Source organism: Streptomyces sp. NPDC002896, assembly GCF_040295225.1.
Classification (GTDB): domain Bacteria; phylum Actinomycetota; class Actinomycetes; order Streptomycetales; family Streptomycetaceae; genus Streptomyces.
Genome location: NZ_JBEOVA010000073.1, coordinates 1 through 15,746, shown reverse-complemented (window position 1 = coordinate 15,746; position 15,746 = coordinate 1). Strand labels below are relative to the sequence as shown.

Here is a 15,746-nt window from a genome sequence, read left to right as displayed (position 1 = left end):
CCCGGACAGCCTGGCGACACCGCGCCGTCCGGGCCAGTACCCGAACGGCGTGTCACATCACAACAGGGCAAAGGTTCTCTGATGCGGCACTAGCTGACGCTCTTGAGCCAGTCGCGCACCTGTCCTTCGGCGTCGTCCATGTCGTCACGCGAGATGGTGAACCCGTTGCTGAGCACCGTGGCATCGGAGAGCTTCTCGGTGACCGTTTCGACGGTTCCTGAAAGGCCGTTTCCGCCGTGCGTGGAGAAGAGAATCACTGTCTTGCCCTTGAAGTCGTTCTCCTCGAGGAACGTGTGGATGGGCATCGGCATCTCGTACCACCAGATCGGGTATCCGATGAAAATGGTGTCGTAGTCCTTGACGTTCCGGATCTTCGACTTCAACTTCGGCCGCTCGTTGGCGTCCTGCCAGGCCAGTGCAAGGTCTTCAAGTGCTCCGTGATCACGAGGAAGCTTTTCCGCCGTTTCTATGCGGAACAGCTCCGAACCAGTGAGCTGCCCAATGAGTTGCGCGACGTACTGAGTATTTCCGAGAACCTTGCCGTCGACGACGTGCGTACTGTTCTCCTCGTCCTCGGTCATGCCGTTCGGGTCGTCCGTTTCCGGCATCGAGAAGTACGCGATGAGGGTTCGGGACTTGTTGATCGGCTTGGGCGCCTTGGAGGGGCCAGACGCGGTGGAGGAATCACCGATGCCGAGTGTCGAGCAGCCCGTCACACCCACCCCGGCAATTGCGGCGGCGCTCAGTCCGAGAAAATTACGACGTGTCGTGTTCGTCATGTCAGAAAACTCCGAGTCGTGAGTGGTGCATTCACTTCCGGGGCCGCGGAATAGGCAGCGGCCTAGGGAATTTATGAAGCCGGTTGGATAGGATTCAACTCCGAACTGGCAGCTGGCGGGACGACGCCTACATGGTCAGGCGCTCATCGTGGATACGGCGTACGCCGACTCTGATGCGCCGCAGCAGGCGCCGATTCGCGAGGACAGCAGGGTTCGGACCCACGATGAAGAACTCGCCCTTCTCGACCTCCTCGGCGGAAAGGACATCGGTCAGGTCGTCGCGGCGGAAACGACCGACACTCGTGGTGACCTGCAAACGCCCGCCGGATGCCGCCTGGTATTTCTCAAGCTCGTCCAGGTAGTACGCGTCCTCCGGCTTGCGCACCGCCCACAGCAGGTGGATGTCACGCGTCATGTGGTGGGCCGCCGTGAGGCTGAGCAGCGGCGCCACACCCGCGCCCATGCCGAGGAGGACGAGCGGTGCACCCCTGTCCCGGCCCTGGATAATCGATTCGAAGCGGCCGAACGGCCCTTCCAGACGCACCCGGGTTCCCATGTCGACCCGGCCGAGGCCGCGCGTGAAGTCGCCGTGCTGGCTGATTGTGAACGTCAGCGTTTCCTGATCGTCGTCGGTCACGGAGAAGGGATGCCATTCCCTGCTCACCGCGGAGCTGCCCTCGAAGCGGAGGAACACGGAGTCGCCGGGCTGCAGCGTATCCGCCCTGCTGTCGAGCGCCACGGACACCTTGCGGGTGGACTCGCCACGCGCCTCATTGCCGATGACCGTTCCCGCCAGATACGTGTCGGGTGCAATCCACTTCTTCCACGCATACACGCCGAGTACGACCACGGTGTACAGGTCGAAGAGCACCATGAAGGAAAGGTGCTGATTCACTCGGAGAAGCAGGTGGGTGTGCAGCCAGATCATGGCGACGATCACCAGGTTCAGCCGATGGATCCACACGGAGAACTGGTGCCTGAAAACGGCCTCCAGGATCCGCTTCACCGAGAGAAACAACCTCGACCGATCGGTCAGCCACCCGCTCAGGAAGAACGCCGAGAAGCACAGCACGCTGAGCGCCCCGTAGAAACTCCAGTCCCCCAGGTATCGCGCCAACCGGCTCGGCGAGTAGGAGTTCTCGCTGTGAATATATGCCGCGAAGATCGCCAGGACTCCGAGCATCCCGTGCAGGCCGTAAATCGACGGCAGTCCTACGAAGCGGGCCAGCCAGGGCGGTCGTACGCTGAGAACAATGGACAGCAACCACCAGGAATAGGCGATCAAGCCGAGGAAGATGTAGAACCGCAGTTGCTCCGGCTCTGTGGCCACTGAGTCGTAGGTGAGCACCAGCGGAAGCGGAAATATGACCGCGACGCTCCAGAACAGAAGTTTACGCAGCATCGCTGAAACTCCACCCGGGTACACCGTCAAGATCCGTCGAGAAGGGACCGCCGCGGGTCTTCTCGTCTTCACCGGACGAGACGGCTCCTTGCGGGCCCGTGTCCCGTACGTGTTGCAGGTTGACATAGAAGAGCGCCGACAAGGCCAGGACAGCTATGACGATCAGGACCATCACCTTGTGTTTCGGCTTCACGCGCAATCCGTTTTCGGCGAGGGGTTGCGGAAATTTCCCACCCGGACCGCGCGATCTTCGTCATCGGCCGGATGTGAGGTCTTACTCATCGGGTGTTCTCCTGTTTTCGTGGAGCGGAGTACCTGGTCACGCCGGATGGCTGTTTCCGTACAGGGTGGGCCCCTATGCGTGGCGCACGCTGAGTGCCGCCATCGACTTATGCGGAGCCGGCGACGTTGTGGCGGTGCCGTCGCGGTGGGCCGGATTCGAGGTGCGTTTTAGGGCACGGGTACGAGCCCGGTCCCGCCCGGCTTCAGTGCCGGAGAGGTGTGCGGGCAAGCGCGTACTGCAGACGCGTCGGGCCGGTCATGGGCCCAAGTACTGGCATGGCGCCGGTGTTTCAGCGAGGCGGCGCGGTGGCGCTATAGCCGTGGACAGCTCAGCAGCGGAACACCTGAAGTGACGCGGCTGACTGCACGACTGATGCGGCTCTCGATGCGAGATGCGACGGCGGGAGGCTGCCTGGAGGCAGTGCGGTGTACTCGTGTTCCCGGAGGCCTCCCGCAGAGGCCTTCGTGTCGGGTGACGCGACGGGGCGATGGCGGTCCCGGCCCGCCGGCCAGGCGTCCGGGTCGGCGACCGCCCCGGCGTCGCCGCAGCTCGCCAACTCGTCGGTACTGTCTTCAACGACCCAGCTCGTGGACGACCCCACGGCCCTGGGCGACGCGCTCGCAGGTGCGGACGTCAGCACACCGATGAACGGCAGGGCCACCAGGAGGGCAGCCAGAGCCAACACGAGTAGCCTCTTCCGGTCTCGCGACATGCGCCTCCTCCCGTCCGTTCTCATTCACTCGGCATGTGTGCCGTGGGAGCGGATCAAGTCCCTGTCGGCGGTGGAGACCGCTCGGACGACGCACCGACCACAGGCGCGCGGGACTTCCGCACTTGAGGCCCCAGTGTGCTGGGAAACCGCAGCGCGTGGCAGGCCGCGCTGTGCCGGGGTGTGCCGATCCAGGGGTGTGCCAGGGCCCCCCAGACTGCCCCCAAGCGGGTCCGTCGTCTGCTACGCGCTCCTGCGGCTCGGCCTCGGGGCGCGCTCGGCGTCCTTCGACACCACCGTGCTGTCGCCGCCGGGGCCAGCCCGATCGGCCCTTACGACCCCTTGCCCGCGAGACATGCTGTCCATCGAACAGCCGCCACACCCGACCACCCTGGCGACCTGCACAGACACGCGACCCGCCATGGCCACGCACCGAACTTGTTCGATTCTGGAAGCGCCAATCAGCAACGCTGGCCGCCGGCGAGCCTCGGCGGCATCTCCACCCCCGTGTGAAAGACCGAGACATGTCCGCAGCAACCACCAGCTCAGCCCAGGCAGCCGTCAACTCGAGGTCCCGCGTCGTCATCGCGAGCCTCATCGGCACGACGATCGAGTTCTACGACTTCTACGTCTACGCGACCGCCGCCGTCCTGGTCTTCCCCGCGCTCTTCTTCCCAAGCAACGACCCGACCACGGCCCTGCTGTCGTCCTTCGCGGTATTCGGCGCCGCGATGGTCGCCCGCCCGATCGGCGCCGTCGTCTTCGGTCACCTCGGCGACCGGCTCGGCCGCAAGGGCACGCTTGTAATCTCGCTGCTCACCATGGGCATCGCCACGTTCCTCATCGGCGTGCTGCCCACGTACGCGCAGGCCGGCTGGATCGCGACCGCGCTACTGGTGCTGATGCGCCTCGCGCAGGGCTTCGCGCTCGGCGGCGAGTGGAGCGGCGCGGCGCTCATCGCCACCGAGAACGCGCCGTCCGGCAAACGCGCCCTCTTCGGCACCTTCCCGCAGCTTGGCGCCCCGCTCGGCTTCATCATCGGCAACGGCCTGTTCCTAGTCATGGGCGCGGTGCTGCCGTCCGCCGCGGGCACCGACCCGTCGCAGCCGTCTGAGGCGTTCCAGAGCTGGGGCTGGCGCGTGCCGTTCCTGTTCTCCGCCGTGATGGTCGCGATCGGGCTGTGGGTGCGGATGCGGCTCGTGGAGTCGCAGGTGTTCTCCAAGACGCGCGAAGCCGGGCTGGTGCGGAAGCTGCCGCTGGCCACCGTCTTCCGCAACCACTGGAAGCAGCTGATCCTCGGCACCTTCTTCATGCTGGCGACGTACGTGCTCTTCTACCTGATGACCACGTTCTCGCTGAGCTACGGCCGTACCGCGAAGGACGCCGCCGTGCCCGGCCTGGGGTACAGCTACAACACCTTCGTACTGATGATGATCTTCGGCGTGCTGTTCTTCGCCGCGTTCACCCTGATCTCCGGCCCGCTCGCCGACAAGTACGGCCGCCGCCGCACCCTGGCCTGGGTCACCGCCGCGATCGTTGTCTTCGGCCTGTTGTGGGTGCCGCTGATCGGCATGGGCACGCTCGGCGTGGTGCTGTGGCTGGTGCTCGGCTTCACGCTGATGGGCATGACCTTCGGCCCGATGGGCGCGCTCCTGCCCGAGATGTTCCCGACCAGCGTGCGCTACACCGGCTCCGGCATCTCGTACAACGTGAGCTCGATCCTCGGCGCGGCCGTCGCCCCGTTCATCGCGGTGGCGCTGTGGGAGGCCGGGGACGGTTCGCCGGTCCTCGTCGGCGTCTACCTGGCCGTCATGGGCGTGCTGACACTGGTCGCCCTGCTGCTCGGCAAGGAGACGAAGGACGTCACCCTCGACGAAGGCGAGGCCCCCGTAGCCCTCGACGAAGGCGAGGCCCCCGTCTCCGTCGGCTCCGCGGCCGTCTGAACCGTCCGGCGTCCACCGCGGCGCCCTTCCCCTCCGTACGAGGGCGAAGGGCACCGCGGTGTCTTTGCTCCCCCAGCGCTCCCCAAACTCCCCAGGAAACGCGCTGCAACGCCCCTCGCGGTCACCGGCGAGGCCTTCCCGTGAGTGCCGGTTCACGCCCGTGGCCCGTGTGGCAAGTACGGTCCTTATGGATCCCGCAGTGTTGGCCGCGATCATCCCGACGCCCGTCTCTCTGCTGGCAGCAGCTGCATACGCTGCGGGACGTGTCCAAGGCCGCGGCGCCTACCGCGGGGCCGTGGACGCCGTCCGACGTCAGCACCAGCGCGATGCTTACGCCGTCTTCCTCGCCGCTGCCAACGATTTTTGGGCAGCCGCAGTGATAGCTCTGGAGGGGCGGCGTCGCGCGCGGCGGCGACGGCCTGGTCCAGGTCGCGGTCCTGGGCAAGCCGCCCGACCGCCACCGTCTCGCGGGGACATGCCGGTGTGACGTCGATGAGTTCTTCGCCGTCGCCGGACCGCCACTGCCCCGCGACCAGATGACGCAGGGACCGGGCCGACCGGGAGACTCCGGCTGCCGTCACGCTGCTTCCTGCGCTGTGTCGCATCGGCCTGCCTTTCCAAGGTCCGTTGAGTCCGAACGCATTCTGGGGACCGTGCGGACTGTGGCGCACTGGACGGGATGTCCCGTCTCACCGGGTGTCGGCACGCCGATCCGTCCATGGCCCCGACAGTCGCGGCGGTGCTTGGCTCGACGTCCCCATCCCCGCACGTCCCGGAGGACGTCCCATGCCCGGTGATTCCCGACCGGCCGGCGGTCCCGATCTCGCGCAGGTACGGCGGATCGTCACTGAGATCCCCGGCCCGCGCTCACGTGAACTGCTGGCCCGTCAGCGAACCCTGGTCCCGGCCGACGTCGGCGCGACCCTGCCCGTGTTCGTGGAGGCGGCTTTCCCGCTGGTCCGTGGTCACTTGCGCAACGGTTTCCCGTCCACCGTCACCGGGAGCACCGCCTCGTCCTCGAGGCCGGCGGAGGACAGGATCTTCTGCCAGGTGCCGTCGGCGGCCAGTTCGTCGATGGCCTGGGCTACGGCGCGTTCCAGTTTCGTGGACTTGTCGGGGAATGCCCAGCCGGTGGGCTTGGGCTGTGCCTCCGGTACCTTTCCGGGGACGAGTTCGATTTTTCCGACGTATTTCTTGGCGTAGTACTTCGCGACGGAGGCGTCACCGAACAGGGCGTCGACTTTGCCGGCGACGAGGGCTTCGTTGGGGCTGTCGAAGTCGCTGACCTTTTTCAGTCCGGGCTTTCCGGCGGCCTTGCACTTCTCGCTGATGGTGTCGAGGATTTCAGCCTGGATGGTGGAGGGCGGGTATCCAAATGTGACACCGCAGAGGTCTTTCGGGTCGACGTCGGCCGGATTGCCGGTGCGCACCTTGAGGGCCAGGGGTGAGGCGACCCAGGCCATGACGTCGATCATCTCACGGTGCTCGGGGGTGTAGTTGAACACGCCTATGGAGAAGTCGTATTCGTGTGTGCTGACCGGGGAGAGGGTGTTTTCGACGCCGCCCGCGATCTGGTGGAATTCGATGTCGACGCCGAGCTTGTCGGCGACTGCCTTCGCCAGGTCGACTTCGAGGCCAGCGGGCTTGTGGTTCTTGTCCAGGTACTGCTTGGGCGCGTAGTTGAAGTTCGCGGCCACGCGCAGTACGCCCGCTTGTCTCACCTTGTCGGGGAGGTGAATTCCGGTGTCCCGGGAAGTGGCTGCGGCTGGCTCAGTGGTGTCGGTTCCGTCCGAGGTGGAGCAGGCGCTCGTGGTGAGCATCACGCACAGGGCTCCGGTCAGGAGTGAGGTGACGTACCGGGTTCGCAAGGGGTCCTCCACGGAAGTCGTGCCCACGGGATCGTCGAGTCGAGTGGTCTGTGCGGACGGGCCGCCGGAATATCCGACGGCCCGCCCCAAGCGAGAGAGCAAGGTCGCGTCAGCCCAGGAGGTTCTCGCGCAGCGTGGAGGCGGCGTATTCGGTGCGGAAGAGGCCGCGGCGCTGGAGTTCGGGGACCACGGCGCGGCAGAACTGTTCGTGGGAACCGGGGTGGGTGACCGGCATGATGACAAAGCCGTCACAGACGCCTGACTCGAACATGTCCTGCAGGGCATCGGCCACTACGACCGGGGTGCCGATGAGGGGCTTTCCCCGTGAGGCCTTCCCGGCGACCTGCGCCAGTGTGGCGCCGCTCTTTTCTGCCACCTTGGCGAAGTGCTCGGCCTTTCCGCGCGTTCCTTGATTTCCCCTGACTTTCGCGACTTCCTCGGCGGTTTGGTGCTTGCTGAGGTCGGCGCCGACCGAGAGGGAGGCATAGGCCAGGTCGTATTCCTGGTGTTGGAGGCTTTCGAGGTATTCGGCGCGTTCGCTGGCGATAGATTCGGTTTCGCCCAGGATGGGGGTGATCGCGGGCAGGATTTTGCAGGAGCCGGGCTTTCGGCCGGCTTCGGCGAGCCGTCGCTGCATGTCCTCGTAGAAGGCCTGCATGGTTTCCCGGTCGGTCTGCGGGGTGAAGATGAGCTCTGCCCAGCGGGCGGCGAATTCGCGTCCGCGATCGGAGCTGCCTGCTTGCATGATGACCGGGCGGCCCTGCGGGCTCTGGGGCGTCGGCAGGGGGCCGCGGGTCTTGATCCATTCGCCTTCGTAGTTGGCGTAGTGGACTTTCTCGGGGTCGCCGAAGATTCCGCGGGCCTTGTCGTGGACGAACGGGTCGGGGTCCCAGGTTTTCCACAATGCCGAACAGGCCTCGAGCACTTCGTCGGCGCGGTCGTAGCGTTCGCCGTGCGGCGGCATTTTATCCATGCCGGCGTTGGCGGCCTCCAGGTCGCTGGTGGAGGTGACGACATTCCAGGCGACGCGTCCCTTGCTCAGCATGTCGATGGAGGCGAGGGAGCGGGCGATGTGGAAGGCGTTGTGGAAGGTGGTCGATATTGTCACGCCCAGGCCCAGTCGTGAAGTGACGCGCGCCATGATCGGGAGGACGGTCAGCGGGTCCAGATAGCTGTTCTGGCCGCCGGAGCGGACAAACATCTCCAGGCCCTTGTAGGTGTCGGCCATGCCGAAGAGGTCGGCGAAGAAAGCGCCGTCGAATTTCGCGGCTTCGAGGGTCTGGGCGATCTGTTCGTAGCGGACCGGGTCGAAGATGTCCTGCAGGGTCGATTCGGGGTGCCGCCAGCCTCCGGAGTGCAGCGCGGTCGGGCCGGTCTTGAGGTAGGCCACCAGGTTCATCTTGCGGGTCACGGGCTCTCCTGTTCGCCGACATGCGAGGTCGGATCGATCGGACGGTGACGGGTGTTGCGGCAGTTCAGGCATCCTGCAGGTCGAGCTTGCGGTTGTCGCCGACGAAGAGAGTGCACGTGGCACTGAGCAGGCAGAAGCCGGCAACCATTCCGGCGACCGCGATCGGCCCCGGCCCGCTCGGCGCCAGGAACATGGAGGCGAACAGCGGGCCCACCCCGCCGCCGATCAGTCCGCTGAGCTGGTAGGCCACCCCGGCGCCCGTGTAGCGCTGCGCGGTGGGGAACAGTTCGGAGAGCAGCGTTCCGGACGTCGCCGTGCCGGCGGCATTGAAGACCGCCATGCCCAGGACGAAGGTCAGCAGGATCATCGGGGACGACCCGGTGCCGACCATCGGGAACATGAAGAAGGCGAAGACGGCAAAGCACACGGCGGTGGCGCAATAGAGGGTGCGCCGGCCGATCTTGTCGTTGATCCAGGAAAACACCGGAATGGTCGCCAGCATGACTACCAGGGCGACATTGAGCAGGGTGAGCAGGGTGTTCCGGGGGATGTCGTACTCGGAGGTCGCGTAGGCGATGAGGGAGGTCGTGATGATGGCCTGTGCCATGAACGGCCCCGAGGTGACCGCGGCGGCGAGTAGCACGCGTCCCGGTCGTTCGCGGAACAGGGCGACCAGCGGAATCGTCGGTTTCGACGAGGTGGTCTGGCTGTTTCTCTTCTTCTGCTGCTCGGAGACGAAGACCGGGCTCTCCTCGACGCGGAGACGCACATACATGCCCACCGCGACGATGACGATCGAGGCGAGGAAGGGCACCCGCCAGCCCCAGGCGAGGAAGTCTTCGTCGCTGAGGTTGTTCATCGCACCGAATGCGGCATAGGCGAGCAGCGTCCCGGTACCCGAACCCAGTCCCACCGCGCCGCCGAACAGTCCGCGTCGTTTCTTGGGCGCGTGTTCCACGGACATCAGCACGGCGCCGCCCCATTCGCCGCCCACCGCAATGCCCTGCACCAGGCGCAGCAGCACGAGCAGGACGGGAGCAATGGAACCGATCTGCTGCGAGGACGGCAGGAATCCGATGAGGAAGGTGCTGGTCCCCATCAGCAACATCGTCCAGATCAGCATCTTCTTGCGGCCCAGGCGGTCGCCGAAGTGCCCGAAGATGATGCCGCCGAGCGGGCGGGCCCCGTAGCCGATGGCGAGGGTGGCGAAGGAGGCGATCGTGCCGACGGCCGGTGAGGCCGATTCGAAGAAGACTCTTCCGAAGACGAGGCTGGCCGCTACACCGAACACGATGAAGTCGTAGAACTCGACCGTCGTACCGATCAGGCTGGCGAGGTAGACGCGTTTCGTTTGAGTCCGGCGGTCCCCACCCGCTTGACCGCCGGTGGGCTGAGGGCTGACTTGCTGGATAGTCATGTCTCCCTTTCGACTTATGCGGTAGCCGCCAGGGCATGGAATGCGCTCCCGTGGAACACCAGGGGAGCGGGCCCGTTCAGCCGGGCGGCCTGCATCCGGAGCAGGACGATGTCGTGGTCCCCGGCGCGGACGATCTCGTGCACCGTGCATTCCATCCAGGCCACCGAACCCGCGATGTACACGGCACCGTCCTCGTCCGCCGACCAGTCGACGTCGTCGAATCGATGCTGTTCACGGCCGGCCAGCGAGCGGCACTGGCGCTCCTGGCCCGCGGCGAGCACCGAGAGGCCGATCACAGAACGGTCGCGGAGTCGCGGCCAGGTGGAGGAGGTCAGCTGGATGCAGACGGAAACCAGCGGCGGGTCGACGGACACCGAGGTGAAGGAGCTGGCCACCATGCCGACGGGGGACCCGTCGACGAGTGCGGCCAAGGTGGTGAGTCCGGAGGGGAACGCCCCGTACACGCGGCGCAGCGCGGAGGTGTTGCTGGGGTCGACGGGATCGAGCTGCGGCACGGCCTGGATCATCGGGGCGGCGGACGGATCGGGCACGGCTTCCTCCTTGGCATGAAGATGTGGCATGAGGATCGATCGTGAGTTGGCGGCACAGCGACATCAGCAAGACCCTGAGTGCGCAGGCCTGTTCAGCCTGCCCCGCCCGGAGCGAGCCGCCTTCCACAGACGTTCCGGGGTCAGCGGCAGCGCGTTGAACTCCTGTCCGAGGGCGTCCGATACCGCATTGGCGAGGGTTGCCGGCGCGGCGACCGTCCCGCCCTCGGCCATCCCCTTGCTTCCGACGATTCCGTCCGGCACCGGCATTTCCAGGTGCCGGATGCGGGCGCGGGGTACCTCGCAGGCGGTCGGGAGGATGTACTCCATCAGCGAAGTCGACAGGGGCGTGCCGGCCTCGTCGTAGTGCAGTGATTCGTAGAGCGCCCCGCCGATGCCCTGCGCGATGGCACCTTGGGTCTGTCCCGCGACGATGATCGGGTTGACGACGCGCCCGCAGTCCTCGGCGACCACCCAGTCCAGGATCGTGACGTCGCCGGTCTCCGGGTCGACGCTGACCCGGCACGCGTGGGTGGCGTAGGAGAACAGCACGTGTTCCGGGTCGAATTGCCGGCTGACGTGGTACCGACCGGGTTCGGCGGTTTTGGCCAGGTCGGCGAAGGAAAGGGAGCGCGTGGGCAGGTCCCGGACCGTGATGCGGCTGTCCGTGATGTCGAGCTCGTCCGGCGCAGCCCCGAGCCGTGCGCCGGCGTCCTCCACCAGCCGCTTGCGCAGCTCCGTCCCGGCAAGCAGCACCGCACCGGCGCCGATGTTGGCGCTGCGCGACGCCCCGGTGCCGGTGCCCTCGATGTCGCTGATGCCAGTGTCGCTCTGCACCACCCGGACGTCCGCGAAGTCGGCCCCGACCGCGTCGGCGGTGAGCTGGGCGAACGTCGTCCTGGTGCCCTGGCCGATCGAGGGCAGCGTGTTCCAGACCGTGAGCTGTCCCTCGGCGTCCATTTCCATGTGGCAGCCGTCGAATCCGTGCACGGCGGTCATCCCCCGCGTGCGGAATATCTTCGAGTTCGTCCCGGTCCATTCGACGTAGCAGGCCATGCCAAGGCCGAGCAGCCTGCCCTCGGCCCTGGCCGCATCCTTGTCGGCCTCGAAGGTGTCGTAGCCGATCAGCTCCAGTGCCGCGTCGAGTGCGGCGTGGAAGTCGCCGCTGTCGTAGCGCTGGTTGGTGACCGAGGTGTAGGGCATCTCGGACGGGCCGACCAGATTACGGCGACGGACCTCGGCCCGGTCGACGCCGGTGGTGGCGGCCACGATGTCCATGATCCGCTCGTGGACCAGGGTGGAGACGGGCAGTCCGACGCCACGGTAGGCCGCCGAGGGGCACTTGTTGGTCGTGACCGAGCGGGCCCGGGCACGGTAGTTGCACAGCCGGTAGGGCCCGGGAGCCAGGCCGAAGACGCCGAGCACTTCCAGGACGTGTCCGAGAGGAAAGGTGCCGTATGCACCGATGTCGCAGACCGCGTCGACGTCGAGCGCCTCCAGGATGCCGTCCGCGTCGAACGCGGCGCGTACCCGAACCTCCATCTCGCGCGCATGCGAGGAGGACAGCAGACTCTCCTCGCGGTCCTCGACCCATTTCACCGTCCGGTCCAGCAGCATGGCCAGCCGGCCGACGGCGATCTCCTCGGGATAGTTGACTCCCTTGTGCCCGAACCCCCCGCCGATGTCGGGACACCGCACCCGCACGTTCTCGGTCCCGTACAGCTCGCGGGCGAGGCGCCGCAGGGTGTGCGGGAACTGTGTCGAGCACCAGAGTGTCACCCCGCCACCGTCCTCCGGGAGCGCGGCGGCACCGCAGGCCTCCATGGACGACGCGGTTAGCCGGGGGTGTTCGATGGTCCGCTCGACGACATGGGCGGCGCCGGCGAAGGCGCCCTCCGGATCGCCGAAGGAGGCCTCCTGGGCGAACACCACGTTCCCGGCGTCGTCCGGCTGCTCGTGCAGCGCCGGCTTGGACGCATCGAGCGCGCCGACGATGTCGGTCACCGCCGGCAGCGGGTCGATCTCCACCTCGACCAGAGCGGCGGCGTCCTCCCCGCAGTACCGCGACTCCGCGACGACGACCGCCACCGGCTCGCCGACGAAACGGACGCGATCCCGCGCCAGCACGGGCCGGGGCGGGCTGAAAATGCCTTCCTGCAGTGGCGTCACGATGTCGGAGAGCCCCAGGTCGGCCGCGGTGAACACCCCGACGACGCCCGGAACCCGTGCCGCCTCCTCGACCCGGATCTCGCGCAGGACCCCGTGCGCGACGGTGCTGCGCACGAACACCGCGTGGAGTGCCCCCGGCAGGTCGAGGTCGTCGAGGAACATTCCACGTCCGGTGAGCAGCGCCTCGTCCTCGACTCGCGGAACCGCCCGACCGGCCAGAGGTTCCTGCCCGACCCCATGCGCTTCCCGCGCCCCGTGATCTTCCAGCGAATGTCCCATTGCTCTCACCTTTCGGTCGCGACGCTCAAGGAGTCGACGGCTGCCGGCCCGGAACGATCACAGCCTTGATCGTTTCCTGGCGTCCGACCGCATCGAGGGCCTCTTGCGCCTGATCCAGCCGGAACCGGTGCGACACGACCTCGGCCAGGGGGAGTTGACGGTGGTAGTGGCGGGCCACACTGACCGCCTGGTGGAGATGGCGCGGCCGGGACAGCGCCGAGCCGATGATCTGCAGGTTCCTGTTGTTGACGAGCCGAGGGGTGACCGAGGACGCGCCGGGCGCCGACCAGAGCCCGACGATCAGATACCGCCCGCCCCGGGCGACCATCCGCACGCCTTCGGCGAAGGCCTCCACCCGGCCCGTCGCCTCGATCACGACGTCCGCTCCCCTCCCCCCCCGTCAGATCGTCAGGCCGCCGTCGACCACCATGGCCGCGCCGGTCACGAAGGACGCGGCGTCCGAGGCAAGGAAGGTCACCATCGCGGCGACCTCCTCCGGCTCGGCGAGACGGTTGAGCAGAACCCTGGAGACCAGCCGGCTCTGCTCCTCCTCCAGGGTGGCGCTGCGGGCCATGCGCTGGGTGTCGAGGGAGGCCATCATGCGGGTGTCGACGGGGCCGGGGCAGACGGCGTTGACGCGGATGCCGCCGGAAGCAAGATCGCTCGCCGCGGTGCGGGTCAGTCCGATCACCGCGTGCTTGCTGGCGGTGTACGGGGCGAGGTTGTTCGATGCCCGGATGCCCGCCACCGAGGCGATGTTGACGATCGAGCCTTTGCCCTCCGCCAGCATCAACGGCACCACGTGCTTGAGGTTCAACCAGGCGCCTCGCGCGTTCGTCGCCCAGACCGCGTCGAACTCCTCCTCCGTGTACTCGTGGACGGCCCGTACCCGGCCCTCGATCCCGGCGTTGTTGACCAACAGCCCGGGCGGACCGAGTTCGGCGGCGACGCGTGCCACGTACGCCTCGACCTCGCTCCCGCGGGTCACATCCGCGCCGATGGCCAGCAGCGTCGCCTCCGGCAACGTGGCGTGGATCTTCTCGGCGAGCCGCTCGGCGGCTTCCAGGTCACGGTCGACCAAGGCCACCGTCGCGCCGCCGCAGGCGAGTTCGAGGGCGGTCGCGCTGCCGATGCCGCCGGCGGCTCCGGTCACGATGGCCACCCCGTCGAAGGGTGCCGACGATGCTGCGCTCACTGCTTCCTCCCCGCTTCCACCGGTGTCGGTGACGTGATCGTGCTCGGGCCGCCGAGGTGCAGGAGCGCCTCGGCCGTGTCGACGACGTCGGCGTATTTCGCGTCGAGGTCGGCGAGATTGTTCTCGTGCAGCTCGGGGGTGCGGTCGCCGCAGGCCTGGCGGACCACCTGCGGCCGGATCCCGTGGTTGAGCGCGTCCATCGCGCCGGCTCGTACACAGCCGGATGTCGAGACCCCGGCGATGACCAGGGTGTCCACGCCAGCGGTGTACAGCGTCGAGGCGAGCGAGGTGCCGAAGAAGGCGCTGGCGTACTGCTTGACGACGATCACGTCCTCGGGATCGGGCGTGAGCGTCTGCTCGCCCCAGCCGCCGTCCGCGTCCTCGGCGAAGGCGCGCAGGGCAGGCACCTTGCGTGCGAACAGACCGCCGTCGGCCATGTCCGGTGCGTACCGCGTGGTGGCCCACAGCACCGGGTGACCGCCCGAGCGGGCAGCCGCGACCAGTGCCGCGGTCGTCTCCACCACCGCGTCCGCCGCCGGCAGCGCGAACGGTCCGTCCGGCTCGGTGTAGGCCCGCACCAGGTCGATCACCAGCAGCGCCGGCCGACTGCCCCAGCCCACCCGGCCGGAGAACGCACTCCCGTGCACGCCGGCGGACTCCGGCGTCTCCTGACTTCTCATCACAACCTCCTCGTCGACGCCGTCATGGCTCCTCGCGCCGTTCGGCGAGGGGTCATTCACCGGCGCGGATCCAGTCGGTGAGCACCTCGCGCACGACGGTCATGGCCAGCTCCGGGGCGTCCCAGAACACCATGTGGCCTGCACCCGGTACGCCGATCAGTCGTGCGGAAGGGTTTGCCGTCGCCGCCTCCTCGACCCCGGCGGCGGGCACCATGGGGCTATCTTCGCCGTACATCAACGCGGTCGGCGCGGCGACCTTTGGCCAGTAGTCGAAGAAGTCCTCGTGCTCGAACCCGTGGTGCGTTTCCTCTACGGCCGTGACATCGCACGAGGACAGCCACCGCGCCCGCAACTCCTGTTCCCGTCGCGGCCAGTCGGGCCAGAGCGCCGCGACATCGTCCGCGGTGATCCCGCCGGCCGCCGCGTCCAGCTGCGCCCGGAACGCGGCGCGGGTGACGGGATAGGGCCCACGGCCCGGCCCGCTCATGGGCGGATCGACGAGCACGGCGCCCCGCAGCTCCATGCCCCGAGCCGAGGCTGCCGCGGCGACCCGCGCACCCATCGAATGCCCGAGCAGCACGGGCCGCTCCAGCCCGAGACCGTTCACGACCGCAACGACATCGTCGACGTACCGGTCCAGGACGTAGGACTCGCCCGAGTCCGAGAGCCCTCGTCCCCGCATGTCGACCACGACCGGCCGGACCAGGCCGCGCAGGGCCCGTGCGACGAAGTCCATGGTGATCGCCGGACTGGTGATGCCCGGCAGGATCACCAGCGGCACGCCGTCGCCGCCGTAGTCGAGGACGTGGATCCGCACCTGCCCCGAGTGCACCCACCGACTGGTGGCGGGGACATCGGCGAGATCGGCCAGCGCCGGTTGCAGCACAGTTCGCACCGTGCCCGCGGCAGTGACAGGGGTGTTCATCGAGTCGAGCCTCCACGTGGTGGGTGATCAGCGACGGGACGACGCCGGACGCATGTCCTCGACGGTGAGCTCGCCCTTGTCCACGATCAGCTCGTCGTCCAGGTAGAGCGAGCAGCCGTGCATGGGGATGTCCAGGTG

Annotated in this window: 13 protein-coding genes and 1 pseudogene; 1 reads left to right on the top strand and 13 read right to left on the bottom strand. The window is 67.5% G+C overall.

Annotated features, from left to right (window positions below; all coding sequences use genetic code 11):
- Positions 1-89 precede the first annotated feature (89 nt).
- The 3 genes from ABT009_RS46430 to ABT009_RS46420 all read right to left on the bottom strand — a co-directional run bounded on the left by ABT009_RS46430 (position 90) and on the right by ABT009_RS46420 (position 2,374).
- The gene (locus tag ABT009_RS46430; protein ID WP_351309197.1) at positions 90-779 is read right to left on the bottom strand and encodes a flavodoxin; all 690 of its coding nucleotides are present in this window, start codon (positions 777-779) and stop codon (positions 90-92) included.
- Between the two features lie 127 nt (positions 780-906).
- Positions 907-2,127 carry an FAD-binding oxidoreductase gene (locus ABT009_RS46425; protein ID WP_351309194.1) on the bottom strand — a complete coding sequence of 407 codons (1,221 nt, stop codon included), beginning with the start codon at positions 2,125-2,127 and terminating at the stop codon, positions 907-909.
- A 43-nt stretch (positions 2,128-2,170) separates the two neighbouring features.
- Positions 2,171-2,374: a hypothetical protein gene (locus tag ABT009_RS46420; RefSeq protein ID WP_351309192.1), complete on the bottom strand. Its 204-nt coding sequence runs from the start codon at positions 2,372-2,374 to the stop codon at positions 2,171-2,173.
- Between the two features lie 1,323 nt (positions 2,375-3,697).
- Here ABT009_RS46420 and ABT009_RS46415 point away from each other — a divergent pair.
- Positions 3,698-5,116 (top strand): MFS transporter, encoded by a 1,419-nt coding sequence (locus ABT009_RS46415; protein ID WP_351309189.1) that lies wholly within the window; start codon positions 3,698-3,700, stop codon positions 5,114-5,116.
- 965 nt (positions 5,117-6,081) lie between these two features.
- On the opposite strand, the gene ABT009_RS46410 is transcribed toward ABT009_RS46415, so the two are convergent.
- The 10 genes and pseudogenes from ABT009_RS46410 to ABT009_RS47665 form a co-directional block, all read right to left on the bottom strand.
- Positions 6,082-7,011, bottom strand: coding sequence for a transporter substrate-binding domain-containing protein (locus ABT009_RS46410; protein WP_351309186.1), 930 nt, complete (start codon positions 7,009-7,011; stop codon positions 6,082-6,084).
- An 82-nt stretch (positions 7,012-7,093) separates the two neighbouring features.
- Positions 7,094-8,395 (bottom strand): NtaA/DmoA family FMN-dependent monooxygenase, encoded by a 1,302-nt coding sequence (locus ABT009_RS46405; protein WP_351309185.1) that lies wholly within the window; start codon positions 8,393-8,395, stop codon positions 7,094-7,096.
- Positions 8,396-8,459: 64 nt separating this feature from the next.
- Complete coding sequence (locus ABT009_RS46400) at positions 8,460-9,812, bottom strand: MFS transporter (RefSeq protein ID WP_351309182.1); 1,353 nt, start codon at positions 9,810-9,812, stop codon at positions 8,460-8,462.
- A 14-nt stretch (positions 9,813-9,826) separates the two neighbouring features.
- Positions 9,827-10,393 (bottom strand): flavin reductase family protein, encoded by a 567-nt coding sequence (locus tag ABT009_RS46395; RefSeq protein WP_351309178.1) that lies wholly within the window; start codon positions 10,391-10,393, stop codon positions 9,827-9,829.
- 33 nt (positions 10,394-10,426) lie between these two features.
- Positions 10,427-12,808 (bottom strand): xanthine dehydrogenase family protein molybdopterin-binding subunit, encoded by a 2,382-nt coding sequence (locus tag ABT009_RS46390; RefSeq protein ID WP_351309175.1) that lies wholly within the window; start codon positions 12,806-12,808, stop codon positions 10,427-10,429.
- 25 nt (positions 12,809-12,833) lie between these two features.
- Positions 12,834-13,193: pseudogene (locus ABT009_RS46385) on the bottom strand (zinc-binding dehydrogenase); the annotation flags it as partial.
- A 15-nt stretch (positions 13,194-13,208) separates the two neighbouring features.
- Complete coding sequence (locus tag ABT009_RS46380; protein WP_351309170.1) at positions 13,209-14,003, bottom strand: SDR family NAD(P)-dependent oxidoreductase; 795 nt, start codon at positions 14,001-14,003, stop codon at positions 13,209-13,211.
- Entirely contained in the window at positions 14,000-14,683 is a 684-nt protein-coding gene (locus tag ABT009_RS46375) for an isochorismatase family protein (RefSeq protein WP_351309167.1), read from the bottom strand. The genes ABT009_RS46380 and ABT009_RS46375 overlap by 4 nt, the downstream gene beginning before the upstream one ends.
- 52 nt (positions 14,684-14,735) lie before the next feature.
- A complete protein-coding gene (locus ABT009_RS46370; protein WP_351309164.1) occupies positions 14,736-15,608 on the bottom strand; it encodes an alpha/beta fold hydrolase in 873 nt (290 codons plus the stop codon).
- Between the two features lie 27 nt (positions 15,609-15,635).
- Positions 15,636-15,737, bottom strand: a complete 102-nt coding sequence (locus ABT009_RS47665) for a hypothetical protein (RefSeq protein WP_502990100.1) — start codon at positions 15,735-15,737, stop codon at positions 15,636-15,638.
- Positions 15,738-15,746 lie beyond the last annotated feature (9 nt).